Source organism: Pseudomonas sp. BRM28 (assembly GCF_002939405.1).
Lineage (GTDB): Bacteria > Pseudomonadota > Gammaproteobacteria > Pseudomonadales > Pseudomonadaceae > Aquipseudomonas > Aquipseudomonas palmensis.
This window is the reverse complement of record NZ_PEFV01000001.1, coordinates 4,560,300-4,584,492: the sequence shown is the minus strand read 5'-3', so window position 1 is coordinate 4,584,492 and position 24,193 is coordinate 4,560,300. Positions and strand designations below refer to the sequence as shown.

27 protein-coding genes are annotated in these 24,193 nt (G+C 67.1%); 19 read left to right on the top strand and 8 right to left on the bottom strand.

The genetic code is table 11. From position 1 onward, the window contains the following. The first annotated feature begins 62 nt into the window (after positions 1-62). The 3 genes from CR917_RS21360 to CR917_RS21350 are packed head-to-tail and all read left to right on the top strand — an operon-like array spanning position 63 to position 1,676. Positions 63-611, top strand: coding sequence for a hypothetical protein (locus CR917_RS21360; protein WP_104572928.1), 549 nt, complete (start codon positions 63-65; stop codon positions 609-611). Next, positions 612-1,139 (top strand): hypothetical protein, encoded by a 528-nt coding sequence (locus tag CR917_RS21355; RefSeq protein ID WP_054916298.1) that lies wholly within the window; start codon positions 612-614, stop codon positions 1,137-1,139. It begins immediately after the preceding gene. Positions 1,140-1,154: 15 nt separating this feature from the next. Further along, positions 1,155-1,676 carry a hypothetical protein gene (locus CR917_RS21350; protein WP_043864417.1) on the top strand — a complete coding sequence of 174 codons (522 nt, stop codon included), beginning with the start codon at positions 1,155-1,157 and terminating at the stop codon, positions 1,674-1,676. Positions 1,677-1,680: 4 nt separating this feature from the next. On the opposite strand, the gene CR917_RS21345 is transcribed toward CR917_RS21350, so the two are convergent. Next, positions 1,681-2,154, bottom strand: a complete 474-nt coding sequence (locus CR917_RS21345) for a DMT family transporter (RefSeq protein ID WP_104572927.1) — start codon at positions 2,152-2,154, stop codon at positions 1,681-1,683. A gap of 94 nt (positions 2,155-2,248) precedes the next feature. On the opposite strand from CR917_RS21345, the gene CR917_RS21340 reads away from it, so the two are divergent. Continuing rightward, positions 2,249-3,151, top strand: coding sequence for a LysR family transcriptional regulator (locus tag CR917_RS21340; protein ID WP_058541388.1), 903 nt, complete (start codon positions 2,249-2,251; stop codon positions 3,149-3,151). Between the two features lie 25 nt (positions 3,152-3,176). Further along, the gene (locus tag CR917_RS21335; RefSeq protein ID WP_043864420.1) at positions 3,177-3,569 is read left to right on the top strand and encodes a lysozyme inhibitor LprI family protein; all 393 of its coding nucleotides are present in this window, start codon (positions 3,177-3,179) and stop codon (positions 3,567-3,569) included. A 73-nt stretch (positions 3,570-3,642) separates the two neighbouring features. Here CR917_RS21335 and CR917_RS21330 read toward each other — a convergent pair whose 3' ends face one another. Together CR917_RS21330 and CR917_RS21325 are read right to left on the bottom strand one after the other, a co-directional pair. After that, complete coding sequence (locus CR917_RS21330; protein WP_088515295.1) at positions 3,643-4,485, bottom strand: alpha/beta fold hydrolase; 843 nt, start codon at positions 4,483-4,485, stop codon at positions 3,643-3,645. Further along, positions 4,482-5,564: a sugar phosphate isomerase/epimerase gene (locus CR917_RS21325; protein WP_104572926.1), complete on the bottom strand. Its 1,083-nt coding sequence runs from the start codon at positions 5,562-5,564 to the stop codon at positions 4,482-4,484. The genes CR917_RS21330 and CR917_RS21325 overlap by 4 nt, the downstream gene beginning before the upstream one ends. Positions 5,565-5,692: 128 nt before the next feature. On the opposite strand from CR917_RS21325, the gene CR917_RS21320 reads away from it, so the two are divergent. Further along, the gene (locus tag CR917_RS21320; RefSeq protein WP_104572925.1) at positions 5,693-6,322 is read left to right on the top strand and encodes a TetR/AcrR family transcriptional regulator; all 630 of its coding nucleotides are present in this window, start codon (positions 5,693-5,695) and stop codon (positions 6,320-6,322) included. Positions 6,323-6,351: 29 nt separating this feature from the next. Further along, positions 6,352-6,897 (top strand): sterol desaturase family protein, encoded by a 546-nt coding sequence (locus CR917_RS21315; protein WP_054916305.1) that lies wholly within the window; start codon positions 6,352-6,354, stop codon positions 6,895-6,897. Here the strand turns inward: CR917_RS21315 and CR917_RS21310 are convergent. Further along, positions 6,809-7,732: a DMT family transporter gene (locus CR917_RS21310; protein ID WP_054916306.1), complete on the bottom strand. Its 924-nt coding sequence runs from the start codon at positions 7,730-7,732 to the stop codon at positions 6,809-6,811. The genes CR917_RS21315 and CR917_RS21310 overlap by 89 nt on opposite strands. 82 nt (positions 7,733-7,814) lie before the next feature. On the opposite strand from CR917_RS21310, the gene CR917_RS21305 reads away from it, so the two are divergent. The 5 genes from CR917_RS21305 to CR917_RS21285 all read left to right on the top strand — a co-directional run bounded on the left by CR917_RS21305 (position 7,815) and on the right by CR917_RS21285 (position 13,332). Next, positions 7,815-8,624 (top strand): AraC family transcriptional regulator, encoded by an 810-nt coding sequence (locus CR917_RS21305; protein WP_058541391.1) that lies wholly within the window; start codon positions 7,815-7,817, stop codon positions 8,622-8,624. A gap of 70 nt (positions 8,625-8,694) precedes the next feature. After that, complete coding sequence (locus CR917_RS21300) at positions 8,695-9,282, top strand: hypothetical protein (RefSeq protein ID WP_043864427.1); 588 nt, start codon at positions 8,695-8,697, stop codon at positions 9,280-9,282. A 67-nt stretch (positions 9,283-9,349) separates the two neighbouring features. Next, a complete protein-coding gene (locus CR917_RS21295; RefSeq protein WP_043864428.1) occupies positions 9,350-9,868 on the top strand; it encodes a sigma-70 family RNA polymerase sigma factor in 519 nt (172 codons plus the stop codon). After that, positions 9,865-10,839, top strand: a complete 975-nt coding sequence (locus tag CR917_RS21290) for a FecR domain-containing protein (RefSeq protein ID WP_158255602.1) — start codon at positions 9,865-9,867, stop codon at positions 10,837-10,839. Before CR917_RS21295 ends, CR917_RS21290 begins: the two co-directional genes overlap by 4 nt. A gap of 90 nt (positions 10,840-10,929) precedes the next feature. Next, positions 10,930-13,332 carry a TonB-dependent receptor gene (locus CR917_RS21285; protein ID WP_104572923.1) on the top strand — a complete coding sequence of 801 codons (2,403 nt, stop codon included), beginning with the start codon at positions 10,930-10,932 and terminating at the stop codon, positions 13,330-13,332. Here CR917_RS21285 and CR917_RS21280 read toward each other — a convergent pair. From CR917_RS21280 to CR917_RS21270, 3 genes are all read right to left on the bottom strand, one after another. Continuing rightward, positions 13,310-13,834 (bottom strand): hypothetical protein, encoded by a 525-nt coding sequence (locus tag CR917_RS21280; RefSeq protein ID WP_104572922.1) that lies wholly within the window; start codon positions 13,832-13,834, stop codon positions 13,310-13,312. The genes CR917_RS21285 and CR917_RS21280 overlap by 23 nt on opposite strands. A 123-nt stretch (positions 13,835-13,957) precedes the next feature. Further along, complete coding sequence (locus CR917_RS21275) at positions 13,958-14,485, bottom strand: UPF0149 family protein (protein ID WP_100633012.1); 528 nt, start codon at positions 14,483-14,485, stop codon at positions 13,958-13,960. A gap of 101 nt (positions 14,486-14,586) precedes the next feature. Beyond that, entirely contained in the window at positions 14,587-15,306 is a 720-nt protein-coding gene (locus CR917_RS21270) for an SDR family oxidoreductase (protein ID WP_104572921.1), read from the bottom strand. Positions 15,307-15,522: 216 nt separating this feature from the next. Here CR917_RS21270 and CR917_RS21265 point away from each other — a divergent pair, with 216 nt between their 5' ends. From CR917_RS21265 to CR917_RS21235, 7 genes are all read left to right on the top strand, one after another. Next, positions 15,523-16,212, top strand: a complete 690-nt coding sequence (locus CR917_RS21265) for a CPBP family intramembrane glutamic endopeptidase (protein WP_052504326.1) — start codon at positions 15,523-15,525, stop codon at positions 16,210-16,212. A 62-nt stretch (positions 16,213-16,274) separates the two neighbouring features. Further along, positions 16,275-17,486: a YeeE/YedE family protein gene (locus CR917_RS21260; RefSeq protein WP_054916313.1), complete on the top strand. Its 1,212-nt coding sequence runs from the start codon at positions 16,275-16,277 to the stop codon at positions 17,484-17,486. Between the two features lie 262 nt (positions 17,487-17,748). Then, complete coding sequence (locus tag CR917_RS21255) at positions 17,749-18,972, top strand: SfnB family sulfur acquisition oxidoreductase (RefSeq protein ID WP_043864434.1); 1,224 nt, start codon at positions 17,749-17,751, stop codon at positions 18,970-18,972. Between the two features lie 9 nt (positions 18,973-18,981). Then, the gene (locus CR917_RS21250) at positions 18,982-20,355 is read left to right on the top strand and encodes an LLM class flavin-dependent oxidoreductase (RefSeq protein ID WP_104572920.1); all 1,374 of its coding nucleotides are present in this window, start codon (positions 18,982-18,984) and stop codon (positions 20,353-20,355) included. Then, complete coding sequence (locus CR917_RS21245) at positions 20,352-21,017, top strand: methionine ABC transporter permease (protein ID WP_104572919.1); 666 nt, start codon at positions 20,352-20,354, stop codon at positions 21,015-21,017. Before CR917_RS21250 ends, CR917_RS21245 begins: the two co-directional genes overlap by 4 nt. Positions 21,018-21,109: 92 nt before the next feature. After that, positions 21,110-21,880, top strand: a complete 771-nt coding sequence (locus CR917_RS21240; RefSeq protein WP_078479931.1) for a MetQ/NlpA family ABC transporter substrate-binding protein — start codon at positions 21,110-21,112, stop codon at positions 21,878-21,880. Positions 21,881-21,953: 73 nt separating this feature from the next. Next, positions 21,954-23,006 (top strand): methionine ABC transporter ATP-binding protein, encoded by a 1,053-nt coding sequence (locus CR917_RS21235; RefSeq protein WP_058541401.1) that lies wholly within the window; start codon positions 21,954-21,956, stop codon positions 23,004-23,006. 38 nt (positions 23,007-23,044) lie between these two features. Here CR917_RS21235 and ssuD read toward each other — a convergent pair whose 3' ends face one another. Beyond that, positions 23,045-24,184, bottom strand: a complete 1,140-nt coding sequence (ssuD, locus tag CR917_RS21230; RefSeq protein WP_104572918.1) for an FMNH2-dependent alkanesulfonate monooxygenase — start codon at positions 24,182-24,184, stop codon at positions 23,045-23,047. Positions 24,185-24,193: the final 9 nt, after the last annotated feature.

Here is a 24,193-nt window from a genome sequence, read left to right as displayed (position 1 = left end):
AGCGGGGCAGGCGATGGGCTATCGTCGCGCCCCGCTTCCCACCCGGCTGAATGGACTTACTGGTGCGCTTCGATTTCCGCTTGCTGAGCCTGCTGCTGTACCTCGCCTGCCTGTACCCGGAGGCCTGCGCCTGGGGGCACGATTCGGTGCTGCGCGGCATGCACGCGCTGTCGATGGGCTGGCTGGCCGGCGGCCTGTGGTTTGCCAACCCGCTGCTGCTGGGCGCCTTCGCAACCCACCGCAAAGACCCCAAAACCGCTTACCGCCTGGGCTGGTGCGCACTGCTGCTGGCGGGCTCGGCCCTGGCGCTGGGCTGGACCGACTGGTCGCCGATCCCGCCGGCGCCCCACGGCGGGCCTGACGTGCGCACCGGCTACTACCTGTGGCTGGCCTCGATGCTGGCATTCGTGATCGGCCAGCACCGCTACCGGCGCCAGCCCAGGCTTATCCAGCCAGCGCTGGGCTGGCTGCACTGGGTGCTGGTGGCGGGTATCGTGCTGACCATTCCACTGTCGTTCGTCAAGGCCACCGTCGCGCCGGCGCGACCGGTCTACATGAACCTCGGCGAGCCACCAGCGGCCTGCGACGACTGCGAACTCGGGGTCAACTAGATGCTGGCACTGTTCAAGCGGCATTACGTGGTACTGAGCCTGGTGCTGTACCTGGGCAGCCTGTTTCTGGATGCCGTGCCGGTCAGCGAGGTGACCATGCGCGGCATGCATGTGCTGACCCTCGGCTGGCTGGGTGGCAGCGCCTGGTGGGCCAACCCGCTGCTGTGCCTGGCACTGATGCTGCGGCGCAACCGGCCGCTGCTGTCGCTGTTGGCGGCGGTCGCGGCACTGGTGCTGGCGGCGCAGTGGCTGCCAGTGATCGGCTGGGGCGACAGCGCGCTGGTGCCGCGCAAGGCCAATGGCCAGGCCAACCTGCTCGGCGCCTACTACCTGTGGTTGCTGGCGTTGGCGGCATACGTGGCCGGCCAGTTTCTCAACCGCCGGCAGGCGCCGGGCGGGCCGGGCCAGGGCTGGCTGGCCTGGGTGCTGGTGGCGGCGATCTATGCCACGGCGGCGTTCTCGTTCAGCGTGGGCAGCGGCGCCAATGTCACGCCTCCGGCCCCGGCAATACCCTCCAATTCCATCTGACCTGCGGACACTCCTGTGAAACGTCATTACCTCACGCTCAGCCTGGTGCTGTACGTGGCCTGCCTGTATTTCAATGCCTACTACACCGACAACGGTGCCCACATGAGTTCGGTATGGTTGCTGGTGTACGGGCTGTGGGGCATCCCGTTCCAGATCTATGGCTGGTTTGCCAACCCGGTCTTCGGCCTGGCGCTGCTGGCCCATCGCTGGTGGCCGCGGGTGGGGTTGGGCCTGTCGGTGCTGGCGCTGCTGCTGGGGCTGTCGTTCCTGGTGGTGAGCACGGTGCCGGACAACACGCCGCAGTCCTATGATTTCGTGCAACTCACCGCGCTGGGCGTGGGGTACTACCTGTGGATCGGCGCCTTCGTACTGATGACCCTGGGGCAGGCGCTGCACTGTCGTGACCGGCGCGAGGTGCGCCAGGTGCCGCGTCTGCGCGTTGTCGACTGGCTGCTGTTGCTGGTGGTGCTGGGGGTGATCCTGTTCAATGCGTTCCCCCAGCACGGCTACGTGTTCGAGCGCACCCACCCCTGGTGAGCCCTCAACGGTTGGCGCGGGTGCCCCATTGCACCACCAGCATGCCGACGATGATCAGCGCCACCCCGGCGATGCGCAGGCCGTTGACCGGGCGCGATGGCAGGCCCATCAGCCCCCACTGGTCGATGATCAGCGACGAGAGCACCTGGCCGGCGATCACGCACACGATGAAACCGGCCGCGCCCAGGCGCGGGGTGAGGATCAGCGCCGCGGTGATGTAGGCCACCCCGGCCACGCCACCCAACCACGCCCACCACGGCGCCTGGCCGAGGTTGGACAGTTGCGGCAGCGGTGCGCGCATCAGCAGCAGGGCCGGCAGCACCATCAGCACGCTCACCGCCAGCGAGATCAGCGTGGCCCACAGCGGGTGCCCGAGCAGGCGCCCGAGCGCGGCGTTGGCGCCGGCCTGGAACGGCACGGCGGCACCGGCCAGCAGGGCGACAAGCAGCGGTATGGCGACAGCGAGGTTGAGGTTCATGGTGGTTTCCTTCTGGCTATGGAGGGCTTGGTACAGTCTTGGTTATCTGTTTCACTGATGGAAATTCGAATTGTGCACAGGGGCTATTCGCCACATGGATGATCTGCGCCGTATCGACCTCAACCTGCTGCTGACCCTGCATGCGCTGCTGGCCGAGCAGCACGTCTCGCGCGCGGCCTTGCGCCTGCACCGCAGCCAGCCAGCGGTGAGCCATGCGCTGGCGCAGTTGCGCGAGATCTTCCAGGACCCGCTGCTGGTGCGCCGTGCGGGCCGCCTGCAGCCCACGTTGCGTGCGCTGGAACTGGCGGCGCCGTTGCAGGATGCCCTGCAGCAACTGGATGCGCTGCTGGGCAGCCCCGGTTTCGAGCCGGCGCGGGCGCGGCGCAGCTTTCGCCTGGCGATGTCGGACTATGGCGCGCGGGTGGTGCTGCCGGGCCTGATGCGCTGCCTGCGCGAGACCGCACCGGGCATCGACCTGGTGGTCAGCCAGGGCAGCCGCGAGGCGATGCTCGGCCAGTTGCTCGATGGCGAGGTGGACCTGGCGCTGGGCGTATTCCCCACCCTGGCCGAGCCGTTGCAGGCCGCCACGCTGTTCGAGGAGGGGTTCGTGTGTGTGGCCGACCGCGCCACGCTGCCGGCCCGTGGCGGGCTGACATTGCCCGCCTGGCTGGCGCGCCCCCATGTGCTGGTGGCGATGCGGCCCGGGGCCGACAACGAGATCGACCAGGCCCTGGCGGCGCTGGGGCAGCAGCGCCGGGTGGTGCTGGCGTTGCCGCACTGGGCGGCGGCCAGCGACGTGCTGGTGGGCACCGACCTGGTGCTGACCGTGGCGCGGCGCAGCGTGCAGAACCTCAAGGCGCAGCGTGGGTTGCGCTGTTTCGAGCCGCCGCTGGCGATTCGCGCGTTCGCCTTTCAGCAGGTGTGGCACGAGCGACGCAAAAAGGAAGCGGCGCACCATTGGTTGCGCGAGCAGGTCATGCGAGCCTGTGCGCCCTAGGCAGTCAGAACAGGAGAGGCAAGCCATGAGTATCAAGCGGATGATGGGGGTTGCGGTGCTGTCGCTGGCGGCAGTTGCGCCGCTGGCGCTGGCGCAGGACAAGACTTCGGCGGCGTACAAGGCCTGCATGGACACCGCGAACACCACGGTGAGCATGAACGAATGCAACAACGCCGAGATCGCCCGCCAGGACAAACGCCTGAACCAGGTCTACAAGAAGGCCATGGCCGCGTTTGGGCCGGTGCAGCAGGGCAAGCTCCGGGATGCGCAGCGGGCGTGGATCAAGTACATCGACAGCAACTGCGATTTCTACTTCACGCAGACCGGCGGCACCATGGACATCCTCAATGGCGGTGGCTGCCGCCTGCGCATGACCTCCGAACGCGCGGATGAGCTGGAGGCATTGCAGGCGCCTTGAACGCCCTTCGCGGGCAATGGCACGCGCTAGATGACAGGCGCGCGCCTTGCTGGCGAAGGCCGCGCCGCAACCCTCAGCGCAGAAACGGCAGCAGGTGCCCGACAAATGCCTCGGGGGCCTCTTCGGTCACAAAGTGCCCGCAGCCCTCGATGATCGCGCCCTGCAACGTGGTGGCGCGCCCCTCCAGGGTTACCCGCGGCGCATCATTGGTTGCCAGTTGCGCCCCGATCGCCAGCACCGGCATGCCCAGTGGCACCTGCCCGCGCTGCTGGTTCTGGCGAATCGTTTCGGGTATCGCGCGGTAGTAGGCAAACCCGCCACGCAAGCCCCCCGGCGCCGAATACGCCTGCACATAGGTATCCACCGCCACCCGATCCAGGCGCACAGCCCATTTCTCGAACATGAACCTCAGGTACTGCGCTTCGCGCCCGGTAATCAGCGCCTCGGGAAGGTCCTGCAACTGGTTGAACATGAAGTGCCACAGGAAGATGTTCTGCTCCGGCGGCGCGAAGATCGACGGCGCCGGCGCCAGGCCCGGAATCACCGCTTCGCTCAGGCACAGCCGGTTCACCACCCCCGGAAAATCGCTGGCCAGGGCATACCCCACCCACATGCCCACATCGTGGCCCACCACGGCATAGCGTTCGTGCCCCAGTTGCCCCATCAGCGCGTGCAGGCGGGCGGCGCAGGTGCCGGTGTCGTAGCCGTCCAGCGGCTTGTCGGAAAGCCCCATGCCGGGAAGGTCCACGGCAATCGCCTGGTAACCGTTGTCGGCCAGGGCCGCCATGACGTGCCGCCAGGTGTACCAGGTCTGTGGCCAGCCGGGGATCAGCAGTACCGGTGCCCCTTCGCCCTGGGTGACGTAGTGCAGGCGCAGGCCGTGCACATGGGCGTAATGGTGAGAATGCGTGCTCATCGTTGCAGCTCCCCGACAGGGTTGCCTTCAAAGCCGAGCATCCTGGCGATGACCGCCGGCGCCACCGGGGTACCGGCGAAGTCGTCGAACACCGTGTCGGTGACCTGGATGATGTGCCGGTTGATGAACGCCACCCCTTCACGTGCCCCATCGTGCTGGTTTTTCAGGCAGCACTCCCACTCCAGCGTGGCCCAGCCGCTGTAGTCGTATTCGGCCAGCTTGCTGAAGATGCCCTTGAAGTCGACCTGCCCGTCCCCCAGCGAACGGAAGCGTGCGGCGCGCTTGAGCCAGGGTTGATAACCGCCGAACAGGCCCTGCTTGCCGGTGGGCAGGAACTCGGCGTCCTTGACGTGGAACATGCGGATGTAGTCCCGGTAGTGGTCGATGAACGCCAGGTAGTCGAGTTGCTGCAGGATCAGGTGGCTGGGATCGAACAGCATCTTGCAGCGCGGGTGGTGGCCGACGTGTTCGAGAAACAGCTCGAAGCTTGCGCCGTCGTGCAGGTCTTCGGCGGGGTGAATTTCGAAGCACAGGTTGATGCCCTGTTCGGCGCAGGTATCGAGCACCGGCAGCCAGCGCCTGGCCAACTCGGCGAAGGCTGTTTCAACAAGGCCGTCGGGTCGTTGCGGGAAGGGAAAGACGTACGGCCATGCCAGTGCACCGGAAAAAGTCCCCATGTCGCTCAGGCCCAGGCGCCGCGACGCGATGGCCGCGCAGGTGAGCTGGTGCACCGCCCAGGCACTGCGGGCAGCCGCGTAGCCCTGCAGGTGGGCCGGTGCAAAACTGTCGCACAAGGCGTCGTATGCCGGGTGTACCGCCACCAGCTGGCCAAAGAGATGCGTGGTCAGCTCACTGATCACCAGCCCGTGTTCGGCCAGCATGGCAGTGATGTCGTCGCAGTAGGCCTGGCTGCTTGCGGCTAGCTCGACATCGAACAGACGCTTGTCCCAGGCCGGTATCTGCAACGCCTTGAAGCCCATGTGCGCAGCCCACCGGGCGATGTTGGGCAGTGAGTCGAACGGTGGCTGGTCGGCACTGAATTGCGCCAGATGCAGGCTGGGGCCTTTCAACGTGATCATGTGGAACTCCTATTGTTTGTTGATCGACAAACAATAAGGATGCAGCTTGCGCGTCGTCAAGTATTCTTTGTCTTTCGACAAACAATTACGGATAATGCCGCCTTCATTCCTGGTTGGAGACTATCGAGATGGCAGGCCGACCACGCCAGTTCGACCGTGAAGCCGCGTTGCGCACCGCCCGGGATGTGTTCTGGGCGCGCGGTTTCGAAGCCACGTCCATGAGCGACCTGGTGGCTGCGCTGGGTATCGCTTCGGCGCGCATCTATGCCGCGTTCGGCTCCAAGGAGCTCTTGTTCAAGGAGGCCATCGAGCTGTATGAGCGCGAAGAGGGCGCATTTTCGACCCAGGCGCTGAGCGAGCAACCCACGGCCTACCAGGCCATCGAGCGGCTGTTGCTCGATGCCGTCGACCTGTACACCCGCCCAGCGGGTCCACTGGGATGCATGGTGGTGTCGGCAGCCACCAACTGCTCGGCCGACAACGACGCCGTGCGTGAATGGCTGGCCGACCACCGCCGCGAAAAAACCTTGTCGATCATTCAGCGCTTGCAGCAGGCGGCCGAGGCGGGCGAGTTGAAACCCGAGGTCGATGTGCAATCGCTGGGCGATTTTTTTGCCACGCTGCTGCATGGGTTGTCGGTGCAGGCCCGCGACGGGATCGCGCGTGAGCGCCTGCTCAAGGCAGTGGCGCCGGCCATGCAGATGCTGGCCCTGGCTACCGGTGGGCATGGACCATCGGCCGCCGATCAAATACCCTGACACCGTCATTTCCCAACCCCGTACCGACCATGATTGCCCACTTCGCGATTTTTCTCTGCACCCTGGTCGCCATGGAAGGTGTCGGTTATCTGGCGCACCGGTACGTGATGCACGGCTGGGGCTGGTTTCTGCATCGCTCGCACCACGAACCGCACCTGGGCACGCTGGAAACCAACGATATCTACCTGCTGATCCTGGCCCTGGCCGCGATCACCCTGATCGTGCTGGGCAATGCCGGCCACGACCCGTTGCAGTGGGTGGGCGCCGGGGTGGCGGGGTTCGGGTTGATCTACGTTTTGGTGCACGACGGCATCGTGCACCGCCACTGGCCCGCGCGCCCCAGGCCGCGCCACCCCTATCTGCGTCGGCTGTACCACGCACACCTGATGCACCACGCGGTGAAGGGGCGCAGGCACAGCGTGTCGTTCGGCTTCCTCTACGCACCGCCCCTGCATGTGCTCAGGCAGCAGCTGCGCGAGCGCCGTGTCAGGCCGGCTCGCTCAGCGCCGGGGCCTTGCTCGGCGGCTTTATCGAGCCAATGTACACCGCCAGCACCGTCACCAGCGCCCCGGTGATCTGCATGGCCGAACTGGCCTTGTCCAGAAATGCCACGTCGATGAAGTAGGTGATCACCGGCTCCAGCAGCAGGATCAGCCCTGCCAGCCCGAGGCTGATGGCACCAATCGAGCGGTTGACCAGCAACCAGCCGACGAACTGCACCAGCACGCCATAGATCACCAGCATGTAGAAGGTCTGCTGGTCGGCGATGGCCAGACTCTCGCCCCGCAACAGCGCGTACCCCAGCATCACCCCGGCCGCCCACAGGCTCAGGTGCAGCATCTGCGCGATCTTGTCGCCGCCGCCCTGGGGCAGTTGGGTGGTGACTTTCAGGTAGTACACGCACACGGCATAGGCCAGCCCCGACAGCACGCCATAGACCACGCCCTGGATACCCAGCGCGCTGCCCATCTCCGGCAGCAGCAACAGGTACAGGCCGACGAAGGCCAGGCTGATCGAGGCGACGAAATACAGCGACGGTTTCTCTTTGAGCAGGCACAGCCCGAGCAATGTCATGAAGAACACCTGGCAGTTGGTCAGGATCGAGCCGATGCCCGGCCCGACGATGTAGATGCTGTGGTGCCACAGGATCAGGTCGATGGCCAGGAACACGCCGGCCAGGGCGGTGTAGCGTCGAGCCCTGGGGTGGGCCAGGCGAGCAGGTTGCCTTCTCACCCGCAGCAGCAGGTAGAACAGCACCGAGGCGATCAGCATCCGGTAGAAACCCGCGCCCCCGGCGCCGATATGGGCGAAGGCCACCGCCAGCGCCGACAGGCTGAGCATCAGCCCGCCCAGTGTCAGTTCGACGATGGCCCGGTTGCTGGAGAGGGTGACCCCGTTGGATGACTGCATGGTTTTCTCTGGTCTGTTGCGAAGAAGTCGGGCAAATTTATCCACCCGCCCTGCGCGCGTATTGCACAAAACTGGACAGGCCATGGAGCAACAGGACTTCTCGCGCTTCTGGCGCGTCCCCGAAGGGGGCTGTGAATTGCTGGCGGCGCGCTACAGCGCACGGGCCTTCGGCCGCCATTCCCATGAGCGCTACGCGGTGGGGGTGATCGGTGCGGGCGTGGAGAAGCTCTTCTACCGTGGCACCCAGCACCTGGGCACCGCCGGCAGCATCGTCACCCTGACCCCGGGCGAGATGCACGACGGCGTGCCGGGCAGCGCCGAGGGTTGGAGCTACCGCATGCTCTACCTCGACCCGCAGTGGCTCAACCGTGCGGTGTTCGAGGGGCGTTTCGGCGACGGGCATATCCACCTGTTCCAGCAGGCGCTGACCCACGACATGGGCTTTGCCCAGGCCTTCCTGCACCAGCATCAGGTGATCGAGCAGTCGTGTTCGAGCCTTGAGCGCGAGAGCGTGCTGCTGCACCTGGTCAGCCAGCTGTTCGAGCGGTGCGGCGGGCCGCAGCCCCGGGCGGTGGCCGACGAACGCGAAGTGGTGCGACGGGTGCGGCAGATGCTCGACGAGCAGTACGCGCAGAACATCGCGCTGAACGACCTGGCGCAGTGGGTGGGGCTCGATCCGCTGTACCTGATACGGGTGTTCAAGAAGAGCGTGGGCGTATCGCCGCACAGCTATCAGATCCAGACGCGGGTGGCGCGGGTGCAGCAGTTGCTGCGCAGTGGCGTGGGCATCGCCGAGGCGTCGCTGCGTTGCGGGTTCTTCGACCAGAGCCACATGACCCGGGCCTTCAAGAAAGTGGTCGGCATCACCCCGGGCTGCTTCCAGCGCGGCTGACTCGTGCAGGAGCCGGCGTTCAGGAGCCGGCCTTGCCGGCGAGACGCCTGGCCCCGACAATGTGTTCCCGATGGATGCTCCACCAAGGAAGGACTTCACCGTGCACCGTATCGCCACGCTGTTGTGCTTGCTGCTCACCCTGGGCGGCTGTACCGAATACAAATGGGGCCATGACTGGAAGCCCGACCGCCTGGGCGGCTGGCAGGACCACACCGACCCCAAGCTGCGCTACGGCGCGTCGCTGGGCGCCACCTGCAACGCCAGCCCGTTGTGGCTCAAGGTGGTGAATCACGGTCAGTCGACCTACCAGTCGCTGTTGTTCATTCCGTTGTTCCCTGACCGCACAGGCGGCGAGTACCCCCTGTGGATAACCGTCAACCATCCGGCCCTCAAGGCGTGCAGCTCATCGGCACCGAGCCCGCTGCGGGTGAAGATGGGCGATCAGGTGGTACAGGGCCTGCGCTTTCCCGAGCGGGCGCAGGAGGACGGCACCTGCGTGATCGAATTCGATGACGATCGCTACGCGGCCGATGAGATGTCGATCGAGATCGACCCGGCGGTGCTGCCTTGCACGATCGCCCCCGTGACCCTGAAAAAGGACCGCTACTTCTGCATTCGCAACATGCGCTGGGGCGGCTCGCCCAGTTGCCGCGAGTAGGGCACGGCTTGCAAATCCCAGGGCGAGGGATAAGAATGCGAACAATTACCATTAGTGTGCCCCTCGCATGTCCAACCCGCGCCCGTCCGCCCAGCACCCGTTGCACCTACTGTACGCCGAACACCATCACTGGTTGCGCGGCTGGCTGGCCCGTCGGCTCAATTCCCACGCCGATGCCGCGGACCTCACCCACGACACCTTCCTGCGTACCCTGACTTCGCCGCACCTGGGTCAGCTGGACGAACCGCGGGCGTTCCTGTGCATGGTCGCCAAGCGGGTGCTGTACACCTTCTGGCGTCGCGGCGAACTGGAGCGCGCCTACCTTGAAGCGCTGGCCAACCTGCCCGAGCCGGTGGCGCCGTGCGAGGAAACCCTGGCGGTGCTGCGCGAGGCCCTGGAGGCGGTGGATGCCTTGCTGGCCGGGTTGCCGGCCAAGGTGCGCCATGCCTTTCTGCTCAACCGCCTGGAGGGCCTGACCCACCAGCAGATCGCCGACCAGATGCAGGTGTCGTTGAGCAGCGTCGAGCGCTGGGTGCGGCGCGCCGTGACCCATTGCTACCTGGCGCAACTGGGCGCGGGCACGTGAGCGGCCGCAGCCTGGCAGCGCTGACCCCGGCGGTGCGCGAAGCCATCGAATGGAGCGTGCGCCTGGGCTCGGGGGCGGCGACGGCAGCCGACCGCGACGCCTTCGAGCAGTGGCAGGCGCTGGACGCAAGCCATCGCCAGGCCTGGCAGGCGGTTACCCAGGCCACCCACACACCCTTGAACCCCTTGCTGGAAGTGCCCGGCAGCGCCAGTGCGGCCACCCGCGCCCTGCGCAGCAGCGGGTTGTCGCTGCAGCGGCGCCGGTTGCTGCGCGGCGGCAGCGTCTTGCTGCTGATGCTGGGCCTGCCGGCGTTGTTGACGGTACAACGGCGCATGCCGCTGGACGCCGTGTTCAGCGACCACTACAGCGGCACCGGCGAGCGCAGGCGCATTCAACTGGCCGACGGCAGCGTGCTGCTGCTCAATGCGCGCACCACCGTGGAGGTGGCGTTCAGTGCCGAAGCCCGGGTGATCCATCTGCGCCACGGCGAGCTGAACATCCAGGTGGCCCGCGACCCGCACCGCCCCCTTGAGGTGGTCACTGCGCAAGGCCGGGTGCGGGCCCTGGGCACGCGCTTCAGTGTCGCCACGCTGGATCAGCGCAGTGCCGTCAGCGTGCAGCAGCACAGCGTGCAGGTGCGCAATCGCGCCGGGCAGAGCATCGTGGTGGACAGCGGGCAGACCCTGCGCTTTGCCGACGATGCACTCTCGCCCCTGGGCAATGAGCAAGGCCGCCTGGATGCCTGGATGGAAGGTCGCCTGGAGGTGGACGACGCGTCGCTGGGCAGCGTGATCGATGCCTTGCGCCCTTACCGCTACGGCGTGCTGCGGGTTTCCCCGGCGGCGGCGCAACTGCGCGTGTTCGGGGTGTTCCCGCTGGACGACAGCGACCGCGCCCTGCAATCGCTGGCGCAGGTGCTGCCGATCAGTGTCGAGGCGTTCGGGCCGATCACGCTGATCGACCTGCGCTGAAAAAAACGTTCCGCCAGGGTGAAGGCTTTTTTCGGCTCGCTGGACATAGCAGGAAACGCCCATTCACTTCCTGCGAGGAAAGCCCTTCACATGCGTCCCCAACTCCTGAGCCCCGCGCGCCTGGCACTGGCTGTCGCGGTTGCCGTTTCTGCCTGCTCCCTCGACCTGAACCGCGCCTGGGCGGACCCAGCCATGCAGCGCTATGCGTTACCGGCGCAACCGCTGGACCAGGCCCTGCGCCAGATCGCCCGGCAAAGCGCCAGCACCCTGGTGGTGGACCCGGCGCTGCTGCGCGGGCGCCAGAGCGCGGCGGTGAACGGGCAACTGAGCGCCGAGGCAGCGGTGCGCCAGGCAGTGGCGGGCAGCGGCCTGCAACTGCGCGTGACCGACAACGGCACCCTGACCCTGGAGAAGGCCGACAGCAGTGATGCGCTGCAACTGGGTGCCACCAGCATCACCGGCAGTACGCTGGGCGAGGTCACGGAAAACACTGGCTCCTACACCACCGCCAGCATGGCCACGGCCACCAAGTTCAAGGCCTCGGCCCGGGATACCCCGCAGTCGGTGACCGTGGTCACCCGCCAGCGCATGGACGACCAGAACATGCAGACCCTGGACGACATCGCCAGCTATACGCCGGGGCTGACCCTGCGCAAGACCGGCGGTGAGCGCCCGCAGTTCTACTCGCGCGGTGCGGCCATCGACAACATCATGGTCGACGGCCTGCCCATCGCCTACGACAGCGACACCCTGGGCACCGCGACCCTGGCGATGTTCGACCGGGTGGAGGTGGTACGCGGGGCTTCCGGCCTGATGGTGGGCTCGGGCAACCCGTCGGGTACCCTCAACCTGGTGCGCAAGCGCCCCACGCTGGCGCCGCAGATCACCCTCACGGCGGCAGCCGGCAGCTGGGACAACTACCGTACCGAAATCGACGCCAGCAGCAGCCTCAATGAGGCCGGTACCGTCCGCGGGCGAGTGGTGGGCAGCTACCAGGACAAGAACAGCTTTACCGATGCCTACAGCAACCAGCGCCAGTTGCTGTACGGGATCACCGAATTCGATCTGTCGGACGCCACCACGCTGACCCTGGGCGGCTACTACAACCGCGAGGACAACCCCGGCGCGGACTGGAACGGCAGCCCGACCCATGCCGATGGCAGCTTCCTCGACATTTCCCGCTCGTCGCGCTTCAGCCCCGACTGGACCTACTGGGACAAGACCAACAAGAGCGTGTTCGCCGAGGTGGAACATCGCCTGGACAACGACTGGCGCCTGCGCCTGAGCGCCAGCTGGCTGAAGGCCAACCTGGAGATGCTGGGCAGCAGCTACTACCGGCTGGACCCGACCGCCGACGAGCTGCAACTGAACGTGGGGCGCTACTCCTACGAACATACGCAGAAGAGTGTCGATGGTTATGCCAGCGGGCCGTTCAGCCTGTTCGGGCGTACCCATGAACTGGTGGTGGGGGCGAGCTACCGCCGCGACGATACCGACGACGGCCCTGGCGGCGGCCCGGATGCGAGCTTCAACTATGTCGTGGACCCCAACAACTTCCACTACAAGGACGTGCCCCGGCCGGCCATCGACTACAACTGGTCGCGCAAGGGCAAGGTGGATCAGTCCAGTGCCTACACCGCCGTGCGTTTCAACCTGCGCGATGACCTGAAGCTGATCCTCGGCTCGCGCCTGGACTGGTATGAGTACCAGCAGCACACCGAGGTCGGGGCCTACGCCTTCGGCGCCGACTACAAGGCCACCCGCGAGGTCACCCCGTATGCGGGGCTGATCTATGACCTGAACGACACCTACTCGGTCTACACCAGCTGGACGCGCATCTTCAAGCCGCAGGAGTACCAGAACAGCAGCGGTGGCCTGCTGGCGCCGGTAACCGGCACCAACTACGAGGCCGGGCTCAAGGCCGAGTACTTCGGTGGCGCGTTGAACGCCAGTTTCGCGCTGTTCCAGCTCGACCAGGAGAACCTGGCCAAGTCGTTGCCGGCAGGTGATTGCCCGACCATGGATGCCTGCTACGAGGCGGCCGGCGAAATTCGTACCCGCGGCCTGGAACTGGAGCTGGGCGGCGAACTGGCGCCGGGCTGGCAGGCGTCGGCCGGCTATACCTATGCGGCGGCCGAGTATGTGAAGGCGACCGGCTCGGCGCAGAAGGGTGACCGCTTCGACAGTGATTCGCCGTACAACCTGTTCAAGCTGGCGACCAGCTACCAGTTGCCGGGCGACCTCGATCAATGGAGCGTGGGCGGGGCCTTTCGCACCCAGAGCCGCACCTATACCAGCTACAGCGTGAAGCAGGGCGGGTACAGCGTGGTCGACCTGATGACCCAGTACCGCGTGACGCCGGCGGTGACGTTGCAGACCAACCTCAACAACGTGGCGGACAAGCGTTACTACCAGAGCATCAGCAACCCGGCCGGGGCCAACATCTTCGGCGAGCCGCGCAATGTGATGTTCACCGTGAAGTGGTCGTTGTGAAGTCGCTGAAGGCGCGGAACAGGCGGGTGCCCACGTAGCTGCGCAGGTGCGGGTGGCGGCTGCGGTGGTAGCAATCCCAGTAGCTGACCATGCGTGCGCGGGTCAGGCTGAAGTAGGCGGGGTTGTCGTTGAAGAAGCGGCCGTAGGCGCTGGCGTCCAGGGTCGACAGGTTGGCCTCGCACAGCGCCAGCAGCTCGATCACGTATTCGCCGGTGAGCTGGAACACGAACGGGATGACCCACGCCTCTGGTGCCCGAATGATCTGCTGCAGGTAACGCTCGCGCACGTGGCCGTCGGGGTGGCGGGTGAGCAGGCAGGCGTGGATCAGTGACCGGGCTGTATCGGCAGCCGGCAGGTGAAGGCGGTAGGGCAGGGTCAGGGGTTCGCCGTCGAGGGTGACGGCGATGCCCTGGTCACCGTTGGGCAGGTCGAGGTGCCGGGCCAGGTCCTGGACTTCGCGGGCCAGGTGGTGGGGGAAGGCGGCGGTGAGGGTGGTGGGCATGCACTGCTCCGGATTGTTGGGGTATGTGCTGGCGTCATCGCGGGTCAAGCCCGCTCCCACAAGGAACTGCGCCGAACCTGTGGGAGCGGGCTCGACCCGCGATGGGCGGCGCCGCCGCCCGCTTCAGCGCTGCGTCGCCCAGTACCCCTGCAACGCCCGCGCCGCCGGCTCGATGGCGGCCACGCGCTGGCGATGCAGCACCACATCCAGGTCGGCAGGCAGTTCGAAGTTGTCCTGTGCGGCACAGGTCTCGATCACATCCAGTGCCACCTGCTGCGCCGCCGGCAAGGCCGGCCAGTTGGCCAGGCCTGCACCGCGCAGGTAGCCAAAGCACCACTCTTCGGCCAGCGTCAGCGGCTGGCCGTTGTGCTCGGTCTCTTCGAAGCGCGGCGAGAAACGCTCGGCCAGGTTGTTCGCGTGCAGGGTCACCAGCTCGACGAAGCGCTGGCAGTCTGCAGCGCTTTCCCATTCCGGCTGGCGACCACCGAAGATCCCCGGGAACCATTCGTCGATAGCCACAGGCGCCGGGCCGGACACCAGCGCGGTGAGGTAGCCGTCCAGTTCCGAGGCGTTGAGCACCGAATGGTCATCGCCATACTGCAGCAGGATGTCTTCGATGAACTCGAAGTCGGTGTCGTTGAGCGTCTGCATGAAAAAGGTCCTTCACATAACGGTGGGCGCAGCCAGGCTGCGCGTCAAAGGCGAGAAGGATGGCGCTTTCGCCGGTTTTTATCCAGCGTGCTGATCAGCGCTCAGAAGCGCTCGTCGAGCAGGGCCGGCAAGGTCAGCTCCTTGACGTAGCTGGCCGACGACAGGCTCAGCGCCATGCGCACCACCTGCACCACGTCGTGCACGGGGATCAGCAGGCCTTCGCCGCGTTGCTCGGCCACGTCGCGGGGCGTGCTGAGCGGGTCTTCGGTGTTGAGGTAACCCAGGTTCAGGCAGGTCACGGCCAGGCGCTGCTCGCGGTAGCCTTCGCGCAGCGCATCGGCGATGCCACGCAGGGCGAACTTGGAGGCGCCGAAGGCCACCTCGGGGCGCCCGCTCTGGGGCAGGCCGGAGGTGGAACCGGTGAGGATGATGCGCGGGGTGGCGCTGCGCAGCAGGGTGGGCAGCAGGCGCTTGATCAGCAGCAGGGTGGCGGTGATGTTGCAACTGACGATGGCCTGTACCTGCGCGTCGCTGTCGCCGAGAAAGTCGTAGGCCGGGTCGAAGGCCAGCTCTTCCCAGATGCCGAGGTTGTAGATCAGCGTGTCGAGGCCGTGCTCTGCCACAGCCTGGGCGATGGCGTGCGCGGCGCTGGCCGGCTCGGCCAGGTTGGCTTCGACCCAGTTCAACTGCACGCCGGCTTTGGCGGCGATGCCGTCGGGGCGCGTGCGCGACACGCCGACCAGCGTGTCGCCCGCCTCGCCGAGGCCTTCGATCAGGGCCTTGCCCAGCCCTTTGCTGGCACCGACTACCAGGGTTTTCATGGGGTGATTTCCTTGTCTGCACGGGGAGAGAGCGCGGATGCAAACAGAGGGCGAGGGGAATGGCAAATGGCCGGATGTATCCAGATGTGAATCTACTTGAGCGCTTAGCCTGTAGCAGCCGGCTGCCGGCGATGGGCTGCGCAGCAGCCGCGAAACTCGCCATAATGCGCCCCCGCCAAGGAGAACGCTGTGAACAACCCCGTACAAGGAAGTCCCGTGACCACCCCTTACATCGCCAGCACCGCCGGCAAGCGCATCGGCCTCGCGCTGCTGGGCCTGCTGCTGTACTTCACCGCGCAGTTCGCCGGCGCCTTTCTGTTCGGCAGTGGCCTGGACTTCACCCTGGCTTTGTTCGGCGCCCACCTGGTGGCGTGTGCAGCCATCGGCGGGCTGTACCTGTTGCTGCGGCGCAACCCGCTGGCCGGGCATGCCTTCAGGGGGGCCAACTTCAGCTACAAGGCCCTCTGGCTTGGCCTGACCAGCGTGGTGGTGGTCTACCTGCTGGCCTACAACTACGCCGCCCTGGTCGACCAGCCCGCCGAGCCGTTCATGCTGCAGTTCATGACCCTGCTCGGTGCCGGTTCGCTGGCCGATCGCGTGCTGCTGACCAGCATGGTCATCGTGCTCGCCCCCCTGGGCGAAGAGCTGGCATTCCGGCATTTTCTGCTCAACCTGTTCCCGTTCCGCAAGCCGCTGTGGGCGGTGGTGGCGATCGTGGTCAGCGCCCTGGCGTTTGCCGCCATCCACCTGCAGTACACCTTCAGGTCGACCGTGGTGCTGTTGTTCATCCTCGCCCTGATGCTGGCCTATGCGCGGATCCGAACCGGCGGCCTGCTGGTGCCCATGGCGATGCATGCCTGCGCCTCGACCCTGGCGCTTGCGATGTACCCGCTGTTCTATCCGTGAGCCCGCACGGTGGCTGGTGACGGTATACTCGCGGCCTGTTCCGTCTATATCCGAGTATCGTCATGGGTCTTTCTCTCTCCGCGGCGCCTGAGCGCCGTCTCGGCGCGCCACTGGTTGCGCTGTCATTGCTGGTGGTCGGCGCCGTCTTTCTGAATGCCAGCGTGGGCATCAAACAGGTGCTGCTGCTGATCGTCGGCGCCGCCCTGGGCCTCACGCTGTACCACGCCGCGTTCGGCTTCACGTCCGCCTGGCGGGTGTTCATCAATGAGCGCCGTGGCGCCGGCCTGCGCGCGCAGATGGTGATGCTGGCTATCGCCGTGCTGCTGTTCTTTCCGGCCCTGGGCGCCGGCACGCTGTTCGGCCAGCCGGTGACCGGGCTGGTGGCGCCGGCCGGGGTGTCGGTGGTGTTCGGTGCGTTCATCTTCGGCATCGGCATGCAGATGGGCGGCGGCTGTGCCTCGGGCACCCTGTTCACGGTGGGCGGTGGCAACGCGCGCATGCTGGTGACGCTGCTGTTCTTCATCATCGGTTCGGTAACTGCAACCCACCACGCCGACTGGTGGTTCGCGCTGCCGTCGTTCCCGGCCACCTCCGTGGTGCAGACCTTTGGCGTGGCCCCCGCGCTGGTGCTTAACCTGGTGGTGTTCGGCCTGATCGCCTGGGGCACGGTGGTGCTGGAGAAGCGTCGCCACGGCGCCCTCGAGGCCCCGGCAGGCAGCCAGCATGAGGGCCTGCGTCGCTTCCTGCGTGGCCCGTGGCCGCTGGTGTGGGGCGCGATCGGCCTGGCGCTGCTGAACTACGCGACCCTGGCACTGGCGGGCCGGCCGTGGGGCATCACCTCGGCGTTCGCCCTGTGGGGCGCCAAGACCCTGAGCGGGCTGGGCGTGGACGTGGGCAGCTGGGCGTTCTGGCAGATGCCGGGCAACGCCAAGGCCCTGGCTGCACCGCTGTGGGAGGACGTGACCACGGTGATGGACATCGGCATCGTGCTGGGTGCGTTGCTGGCAGCAGGCCTGGCCGGGCGCTTCGCGCCGAGCCTGAGGATTCCGATGCGCTCGCTGCTGGCCGCGGTGATCGGCGGCCTGCTGCTGGGCTACGGCTCGCGGCTGGCGTATGGCTGCAACATCGGCGCGTACTTCAGCGGCATCGCCTCGGGCAGCGTGCATGGCTGGCTGTGGCTGGTGGCGGCGTATGCCGGCAACGTGGTGGGGGTGCGGATTCGCCCGCTGTTCTTCGTGGCTGAACGCAAGAGCGTGGCAGCCAGCGGCGGCTGAGGCTGGCGGTACTGCATGGGAACCGGCTCGCAGTAGCCGGTTTTTTCATGCCCGCCCTTTACTGCGAACAGGCGCGCGGTGTACGGGGAGCAACTGACCGCTGTCGTACTGTTGCACTACGAACAGTTGGCCAACACTTTGTTGCCGTGCATCCAGCCATGCCGCTTTCTGTTGTGCGTAACTAATTGATTTATAGGTGAAATTCAAGTGGCATGGGTTGTGCTATCTCACGGGGGACTCTGTGTACTCATCGAGATAGACCATGACTGCCACCCCTGTTTCTGCCCACTACGACATCCGCCAGCCGGATGCCCACGTCATCCGTGACGATGCCGAAGCCATTGCCATTGCCCATCGGGTTGCCGCGCTGCTGCGCGAAGGCGCGTCCGAGCGCGACCGCAGCCGCCAGGTCCCGGCCGACGTGGTGGATGCGTTCTCCAACAGCGGCCTGTGGGGCATCACCGTACCGAAACAGTACGGGGGGGCGCAGGTGTCCTTCGCCACCCTGGCGGAGGTGATCGCGATCATCTCCGCCGCCGACCCTTCGCTGGGGCAGATACCGCAGAACCACTACTGCCTGCTCGAAGACATCCGCCTGCAGGGCAGCGAAGAGCAGAAGCGCTTCTTCTTCGACCTGGTGCTGGCCGGGCACCGCTTTGCCAATGCGCTGTCGGAAACCGGCGGCAAGAACGTCAAGGAGATCCAGACCCGCATCGTGCCCCATGCCGATGGCTACCGCATCGACGGGCGCAAGGGCTACTGCACCGGCTCGTTGTACGCGCACTGGCTGGGGGTGCTGGCGCTGGACGCGCAGGACCGCTCGCAACTGGCCTTCGTGCGCCGCGATACCCCGGGCCTGGTGATCGTCGACGACTGGGACAACATCGGCCAGCGCACCACCTCCAGCGGCACGGTGCTGGCGCAGGAACTGATCGTGCCGGCCTTCAACCTGTTTCCCACCTACCGCTCGTACGAAACCCCGACCCTGGCCGGCCCCTTCGCGCAACTGACCACCGCCGCCATCGACGCCGGCATCGGCCGTGCGGCGCTGGACGACGCCATCACCTTCATCCGCGAGCAGGCCCGCCCGTGGATCGATGCGGGCGTGGAGCAGGCCAGCCAGGACCCGCTGACCATCGTGCAGATCGGCGCGCTGGAGATTCGCCAGGAAGCCGCCGAGGCCCTGCTGGAGCGCGCCGGCAAGGTGCTCGATCGGGCCAGCCTGGCCCCCGACGAGGACTCGGTGGCCCAGGCCTCGGTGGCCGTGGCCAAGGCCAAGGTGCTGACCACCGAAGCGGCGATCGAGGCCAGCAACCGCCTGTTCGAGCTGGGCGGCACGCGCTCCACCCAGGTGCGCCACAACCTCGACCGGCACTGGCGCAACGCCCGCGTGCACACCCTGCACGACCCGGTGCGCTGGAAGTACCACCTGGTGGGCAACTGGGCCTTGAACGGGGCCAAGCCACAGCGTCACGACTGGAACTAGGCCGCCACCATGCCCAAGCAGATACGCCTCAATGCCTTTGCCATGAACACCGTCGGCCACCTGTCGCCGGGCTTGTGGCGCCATCCGCGTGACCAGGCCACGCGCTACACCGACATCCACTACTGGACCGAGCTGGCCAGGACCCTGGAGCGCGGCAAGATCGACGGGTTGTTCATCGCCGATGTGCTGGGCGCCTACGACGTGTACGGCGGCAACGCCGACGAGGCGCTGCGTACGGCAGCGCAGGTGCCGGTGAACGACCCGCTGCAGCTGGTGCCGGCCATGGCCGCCGTCACCGAGCACCTGGGGTTTGGCGTGACCGCCTCGGTGTCGTTCGAGCACCCGTACCCGTTTGCCCGGCGCATGTCCACGCTCGACCACCTGACCCGTGGCCGCGCCGGCTGGAACATCGTCACCTCGTACCTGTCCAGCGGGGCGCGCAACCTGGGCCAGCGCGAACAGCTGTCGCATGACCAGCGCTACGCCCTGGCCGAGGAGTACCTGCAGGTCTGCTACAAGCTGTGGGAGGCCAGCTGGGAAGACGACGCCGTGCGCGCCGACCGCGCCAGCGGGGTGTATGCCTACCCGGCCAAGGTGCACGGCATCGGCCACCAGGGCGAGTTCTTCCAGGTGCCGGGCTTTCACCTGTGCGAGCCCTCGCCCCAGCGCACCCCGGTGCTGTACCAGGCCGGTGCCTCGACGCGCGGCAGGGCGTTTGCGGCGGCCAACGCCGAGTGCGTGTTCGTTGCTGCGCCGAGCAAGACGGTGCTCAAGAACCAGGTGGCGCAGGTGCGCGCTGCGGCGGTGGCGGCCGGCCGCGCACCGGGCGATATCCTGGTGCTGGAGCAGCTTACGGTGATTGTCGCCCCCACTGATGAACAGGCCCTGGCGCGCCTGCGCGAGTACCGCGAGTACGCCAGCGCCAGCGGTGCGCTGACGCTGATGTCGGGCTGGACCGGCATCGACTTCGCCCAGTACCAGAGCGACCAGGTGCTGCGCGAAGTGCAGAGCGATGCGATCCAGTCGGCGGTGGAAGCCTTCACCCGTGCCGACCCCAGCCGCACCTGGACCACCGCCGAAATTGCCGACTATTGCGCCATCGGCGGCGACGGCCCGGTACTGGTGGGCTCGGCGCAGACGGTGGCCGACCAGTTGCAGGAATGGGTGCAAGAGACCGACGTGGACGGCTTCAACCTGGCCAGCGTGGTGGCCCCGGAAACCTTCGAGGCGGTGGTCGACCTGCTGGTGCCCGAGCTGCAGGCCCGTGGCCTGTTCAAGCGCGATTACGCCCCGGGCACGCTGCGCAACAAGCTGTTCGACGCAGGTGACCGGCTGGGCGCGCCGCACCCGGCCGCCGCGCTGCGCAGGGGCGCTGGGCAATGAGCGAGCTGCTGGCCCATGTCAACTGGCCCGAGGTGGGCCAGGCCTGCCTCGACACCTTGAGCATGCTCGGCGTAGCGCTGGGTTTCACTGTGCTGATGGGGCTGCCGCTGGGGGTGCTGCTGTACCTCACCGGCCAGCGCCAGTTGCTGGCCTCGCCGCTGGTGTACCGCGTGCTGTCGGTGGTGGTGAACGTGCTGCGTTCGATGCCGTTCATCATCCTGCTGATTGTGCTGATCCCGCTCACCCAGGTGGTGGCCGGTACTTCGCTGGGCGTGCCCGGCGCCATACCGCCGCTGGTGATCGGCTGTATGCCGTTCTTTGCGCGGCTGGTGGAAATCGCCCTGCGCGAGGTCGACCGCGGCCTGGTGGAGGCCACCCAGTCGATGGGTGGCAGCACCTGGCAGATCGTGTGGCACACCGTGCTGCCCGAGGCGCGCACCGGCCTGATCGCGGCGGTGACGGTGACCGCCATCGTGCTGGTGGACTACACGGCGATGGCCGGCGTGGTCGGTGGCGGCGGCCTGGGCGACCTGGCGATCCGCTTCGGCTACCAGCGCTTTCAGACCGACGTGATGGTGGTGACCGTGCTGCTGCTGATCGTGCTGGTACAGGTGCTGCAGGTGAGTGGCGACCGCCTGGTGCGGCGCTTCACCCGGCGTTGAATTGTGTTTCCCGTCAGCGGCAGCCGGGTTTCGCTGCCGCCGGCCCACGTATCCCACGGCGGCCAATGTTCTACCTGTTCAGGAGCAAGCCCATGAAGAAGACCCTGGCCGTACTGGCCGCCGTGCTGTCGCTGTCGGCGCACGCCAACGAGAAACTGGTGGTGGGCGCCACCCCGGTGCCGCACGCCGAGATCCTCGAGTTCGTCAAACCGGCGCTGGCGGCCGAAGGCGTGGACCTGGACATCAAGGTGTTCAGCGATTTCATCCAGCCCAACCTGCAACTGGCCGAGAAGAACCTGGACGCCAACTACTACCAGTACCGGCCGTTCCTCGACGAATTCAACGCCACCCGCAAGACCGACCTGGTGCCGGTGGTGGGCGTGCACATCGAGCCTTTCGGTGCGTACTCCACCCGCATCAGGAGCATCGCCGAGCTCAAGGACGGCGCCAGCGTCGCCATCCCCAACGACCCGGTCAACGCCGGGCGTGCCCTGGTGCTGCTGCACGAAGCCGGGCTGATAACCCTCAAGGACCCGAGCAACACCCTGGCGACCCAGCGCGACATCGCGGCCAACCCAAGGCACCTGAAGATTCGCGAACTCGAAGGCGCGCTGCTGGCCCGTGCGGTGAACCAGGTGGACCTGGCGTTCGTCTTCGCCAACTACGCGCTGGAGGCGGGCATCGATACCAGCAGCGCGCTGATCGTGGAGAAGGGCAAGGACCTTTACGTGGAGTACCTGGTCGCGCGCCCCGACAACATCGATGACCCGCGCATCCAGAAGCTGGCCAAGGCGCTGAACTCGCCACAGGTGCGCGACTTCATCCTGACCCGCTACAAGGGCCAGATAGTGCCCGGCTTCTGAGCCCCGGTGGCCCGCGCTGGCGACAGCGCGGGCCTTGGTCGAATCGCATCCTTCGCAGGGCAGGCCTTGATCCATGGTCAGTTTCAATCAACAGCCGCTGGCAGGCGCCGTGCATATCCGCCTGGTGGGGCTCGGCAAGCAGTACCCGGGGCGCGAGCGCACTGTGCATGCGCTGCGTGACATCAACCTGGAGATACGCCGGGGCGAGGTGTTCGGCATCATCGGGCGCAGCGGCGCGGGCAAGTCGTCGCTGCTGCGTTCGCTCAACCGCCTGGAGCAACCCAGTAACGGCCAGGTGCTGATCGACGGCGAGGACATCGCCGGCTACGACACCGCGCAACTGGCCCGTCAGCGCCAGCGCACCGGCATGATCTTCCAGCACTTCAACCTGATGTCGGTGAAAACCGTCGGCGAGAACATCGGCCTGCCGCTCAAGCTGGCCGGCATTGGCCGCGCCGAGCGCGAGCGGCGGGTGAGCGAGATGCTGCAACTGGTGGGCCTGGAGGACAAGCGCGATGCCTTCCCTGCACAGCTGTCCGGTGGCCAGAAGCAGCGCGTCGGCATCGCCCGGGCGCTGGTGCTGCAGCCCGACCTGCTGCTGTGCGACGAGGCGACCTCGGCGCTGGACCCGCAAAGCACCCAGTCGATTCTGGCGCTGCTACGCGATATCAACCGGCGCCTGAACCTGACCATCGTGCTGATTACCCACGAGATGGAAGTGATTCGCGAGCTGTGCGACCGTGTGGTGGTGCTGGAGGCGGGCGAGGTGGTGGAGCAGGGCGAGGTGTGGCGGGTGTTCGGCTGCCCGTGCCACGAGGTGACCCGCACCCTGCTGCGCACCCTGCACCCTGGCGGCGCCCATGACCTGGCCCCAGCCAGCGCCGGCGACTGGCTGCTCGACCTGCATTACACCGGGGCCCGTGGCCAGGCGCCGGAGCTGAGCGCGATCAGCGCGGCACTGGGTTACCCGACCCACCTGGTGCAGGCCAATATCGAGCGTATCCAGGGGCGTATCCTTGGCCGTCTGCGCGTGCGCGTGGAGGCCCCTGAACAGGTGTGTGCGCAGGTGCTGCAGCAGGCCCGTACAGTGGCCGACAGCGTCGAGCGGGTGGCCGCACGGGCCTGAGCCGACCGGCCTGCACCGGGTAGCCCGGGCCCTGCGCGTTACTGGCTGGCGGCGGGCCTGGCCTGGCCGGCACGCACGTCGAAGGCGCCCCCGGTGAAGGCGCCATCCACCGTCACCTTGCTTTTGCCGGGCAGCAGCGGGAACACCAGTTCGGCGAAGCGGTAGGCTTCCTCCAGGTGCGGGTAGCCCGACAGCACGAAGCGGTCCACGCCCAGGGCGACGTACTCCTGCAGCCGTGCCGCCACCGTGGCCGGGTCGCCGACCAGTGCGGTGCCGGCGCCGCCACGCACCAGGCCGACCCCGGCCCACAGGTTGGGCGAGACTTCCAGCCGGTCGCGGCGCCCGCCGTGCAGCGCGGCCATGCGCCGCTGGCCTTCGGAATCCATGCTGGCGTAGTTGGCCTGTGCGGCGGCGATGGTGGCCTCGTCCAGGTGGCTGATCAATTCCTCGGCCGCCGCCCAGGCCTGTTCACTGGTTTCACGCACGATCACATGCAGGCGCACGCCAAACTGCACCGTGCGCCCGTGGCGGGCGGCACGGGCGCGCACGTCGGCGATCTTTTCGGCCACCGCGGCGGGTGGCTCGCCCCAGGTCAGGTAGGCGTCCACATGCCTGGCCGCCAGCTCGTGCGCGGCGGCTGACGAGCCACCGAAGTACAGCGGCGGGTAGGGCGTCTGCACCGGCGCGAAGAAGTTCTGCGCGCCCTCCACCCGCAGGTGCTCGCCGTGAAAGTCGACCTGTTCGCCACTGAGCAGCTGGCGCCACACGGTGAGGAACTCGTCGGCGGCGTCGTAGCGCTGGTCGTGCGCGAGAAACACGCCATCGGCGGCCAGCTCGGTGGCATCGCCGCCGGGCACCACGTTGAGCAGCAGGCGTCCGCCGCTGGCCTGGTCGAGGGTGGCGGCCTGGCGCGCCGACGCGGTGGGGTTGCCCAGCGAGGTGCGCAGGGCCACCAGCAGCTTGAGGCGGTGGGTCACCGGCACCAGGCTGGCGGCGGTGACCCAGGGGTCGAGGCAGCTGCTGCCGGTGGGGATGAGAATGCCGTCATAGCCGAGGTTCTCGGCGGCCACGGCAATCTGGCGCATGTAGGCGTTGGTGGCCGGGCGCCCGCTGGCGGAGTGGCCGAGGTAGCGGGTGTCGCCGGAGGTGGGCAGAAACCAGAAGATATCGAGGCTCATGGTGGGGTG

Bases quoted from the DNA above. Each gene is read 5' to 3' on its own strand.
- CR917_RS21355 (WP_054916298.1), top strand. From the start codon at position 612: ATGCTGGCACTGTTCAAGCGGCATTACGTGGTACTGAGCCTGGTGCTG.
- CR917_RS21345 (WP_104572927.1), bottom strand. From the start codon at position 2,154: ATGAACCTCAACCTCGCTGTCGCCATACCGCTGCTTGTCGCCCTGCTG.
- CR917_RS21340 (WP_058541388.1), top strand. From the start codon at position 2,249: ATGGATGATCTGCGCCGTATCGACCTCAACCTGCTGCTGACCCTGCAT.
- CR917_RS21335 (WP_043864420.1), top strand. From the start codon at position 3,177: ATGAGTATCAAGCGGATGATGGGGGTTGCGGTGCTGTCGCTGGCGGCA.
- CR917_RS21330 (WP_088515295.1), bottom strand. From the start codon at position 4,485: ATGAGCACGCATTCTCACCATTACGCCCATGTGCACGGCCTGCGCCTG.
- CR917_RS21325 (WP_104572926.1), bottom strand. From the start codon at position 5,564: ATGATCACGTTGAAAGGCCCCAGCCTGCATCTGGCGCAATTCAGTGCC.
- CR917_RS21320 (WP_104572925.1), top strand. From the start codon at position 5,693: ATGGCAGGCCGACCACGCCAGTTCGACCGTGAAGCCGCGTTGCGCACC.
- CR917_RS21315 (WP_054916305.1), top strand. From the start codon at position 6,352: ATGATTGCCCACTTCGCGATTTTTCTCTGCACCCTGGTCGCCATGGAA.
- CR917_RS21310 (WP_054916306.1), bottom strand. From the start codon at position 7,732: ATGCAGTCATCCAACGGGGTCACCCTCTCCAGCAACCGGGCCATCGTC.
- CR917_RS21305 (WP_058541391.1), top strand. From the start codon at position 7,815: ATGGAGCAACAGGACTTCTCGCGCTTCTGGCGCGTCCCCGAAGGGGGC.
- CR917_RS21300 (WP_043864427.1), top strand. From the start codon at position 8,695: ATGGATGCTCCACCAAGGAAGGACTTCACCGTGCACCGTATCGCCACG.
- CR917_RS21295 (WP_043864428.1), top strand. From the start codon at position 9,350: ATGTCCAACCCGCGCCCGTCCGCCCAGCACCCGTTGCACCTACTGTAC.
- CR917_RS21285 (WP_104572923.1), top strand. From the start codon at position 10,930: ATGCGTCCCCAACTCCTGAGCCCCGCGCGCCTGGCACTGGCTGTCGCG.
- CR917_RS21280 (WP_104572922.1), bottom strand. From the start codon at position 13,834: ATGCCCACCACCCTCACCGCCGCCTTCCCCCACCACCTGGCCCGCGAA.
- CR917_RS21275 (WP_100633012.1), bottom strand. From the start codon at position 14,485: ATGCAGACGCTCAACGACACCGACTTCGAGTTCATCGAAGACATCCTG.
- CR917_RS21270 (WP_104572921.1), bottom strand. From the start codon at position 15,306: ATGAAAACCCTGGTAGTCGGTGCCAGCAAAGGGCTGGGCAAGGCCCTG.
- CR917_RS21260 (WP_054916313.1), top strand. From the start codon at position 16,275: ATGGGTCTTTCTCTCTCCGCGGCGCCTGAGCGCCGTCTCGGCGCGCCA.
- CR917_RS21255 (WP_043864434.1), top strand. From the start codon at position 17,749: ATGACTGCCACCCCTGTTTCTGCCCACTACGACATCCGCCAGCCGGAT.
- CR917_RS21250 (WP_104572920.1), top strand. From the start codon at position 18,982: ATGCCCAAGCAGATACGCCTCAATGCCTTTGCCATGAACACCGTCGGC.
- CR917_RS21245 (WP_104572919.1), top strand. From the start codon at position 20,352: ATGAGCGAGCTGCTGGCCCATGTCAACTGGCCCGAGGTGGGCCAGGCC.
- CR917_RS21240 (WP_078479931.1), top strand. From the start codon at position 21,110: ATGAAGAAGACCCTGGCCGTACTGGCCGCCGTGCTGTCGCTGTCGGCG.
- CR917_RS21235 (WP_058541401.1), top strand. From the start codon at position 21,954: ATGGTCAGTTTCAATCAACAGCCGCTGGCAGGCGCCGTGCATATCCGC.
- ssuD (WP_104572918.1), bottom strand. From the start codon at position 24,184: ATGAGCCTCGATATCTTCTGGTTTCTGCCCACCTCCGGCGACACCCGC.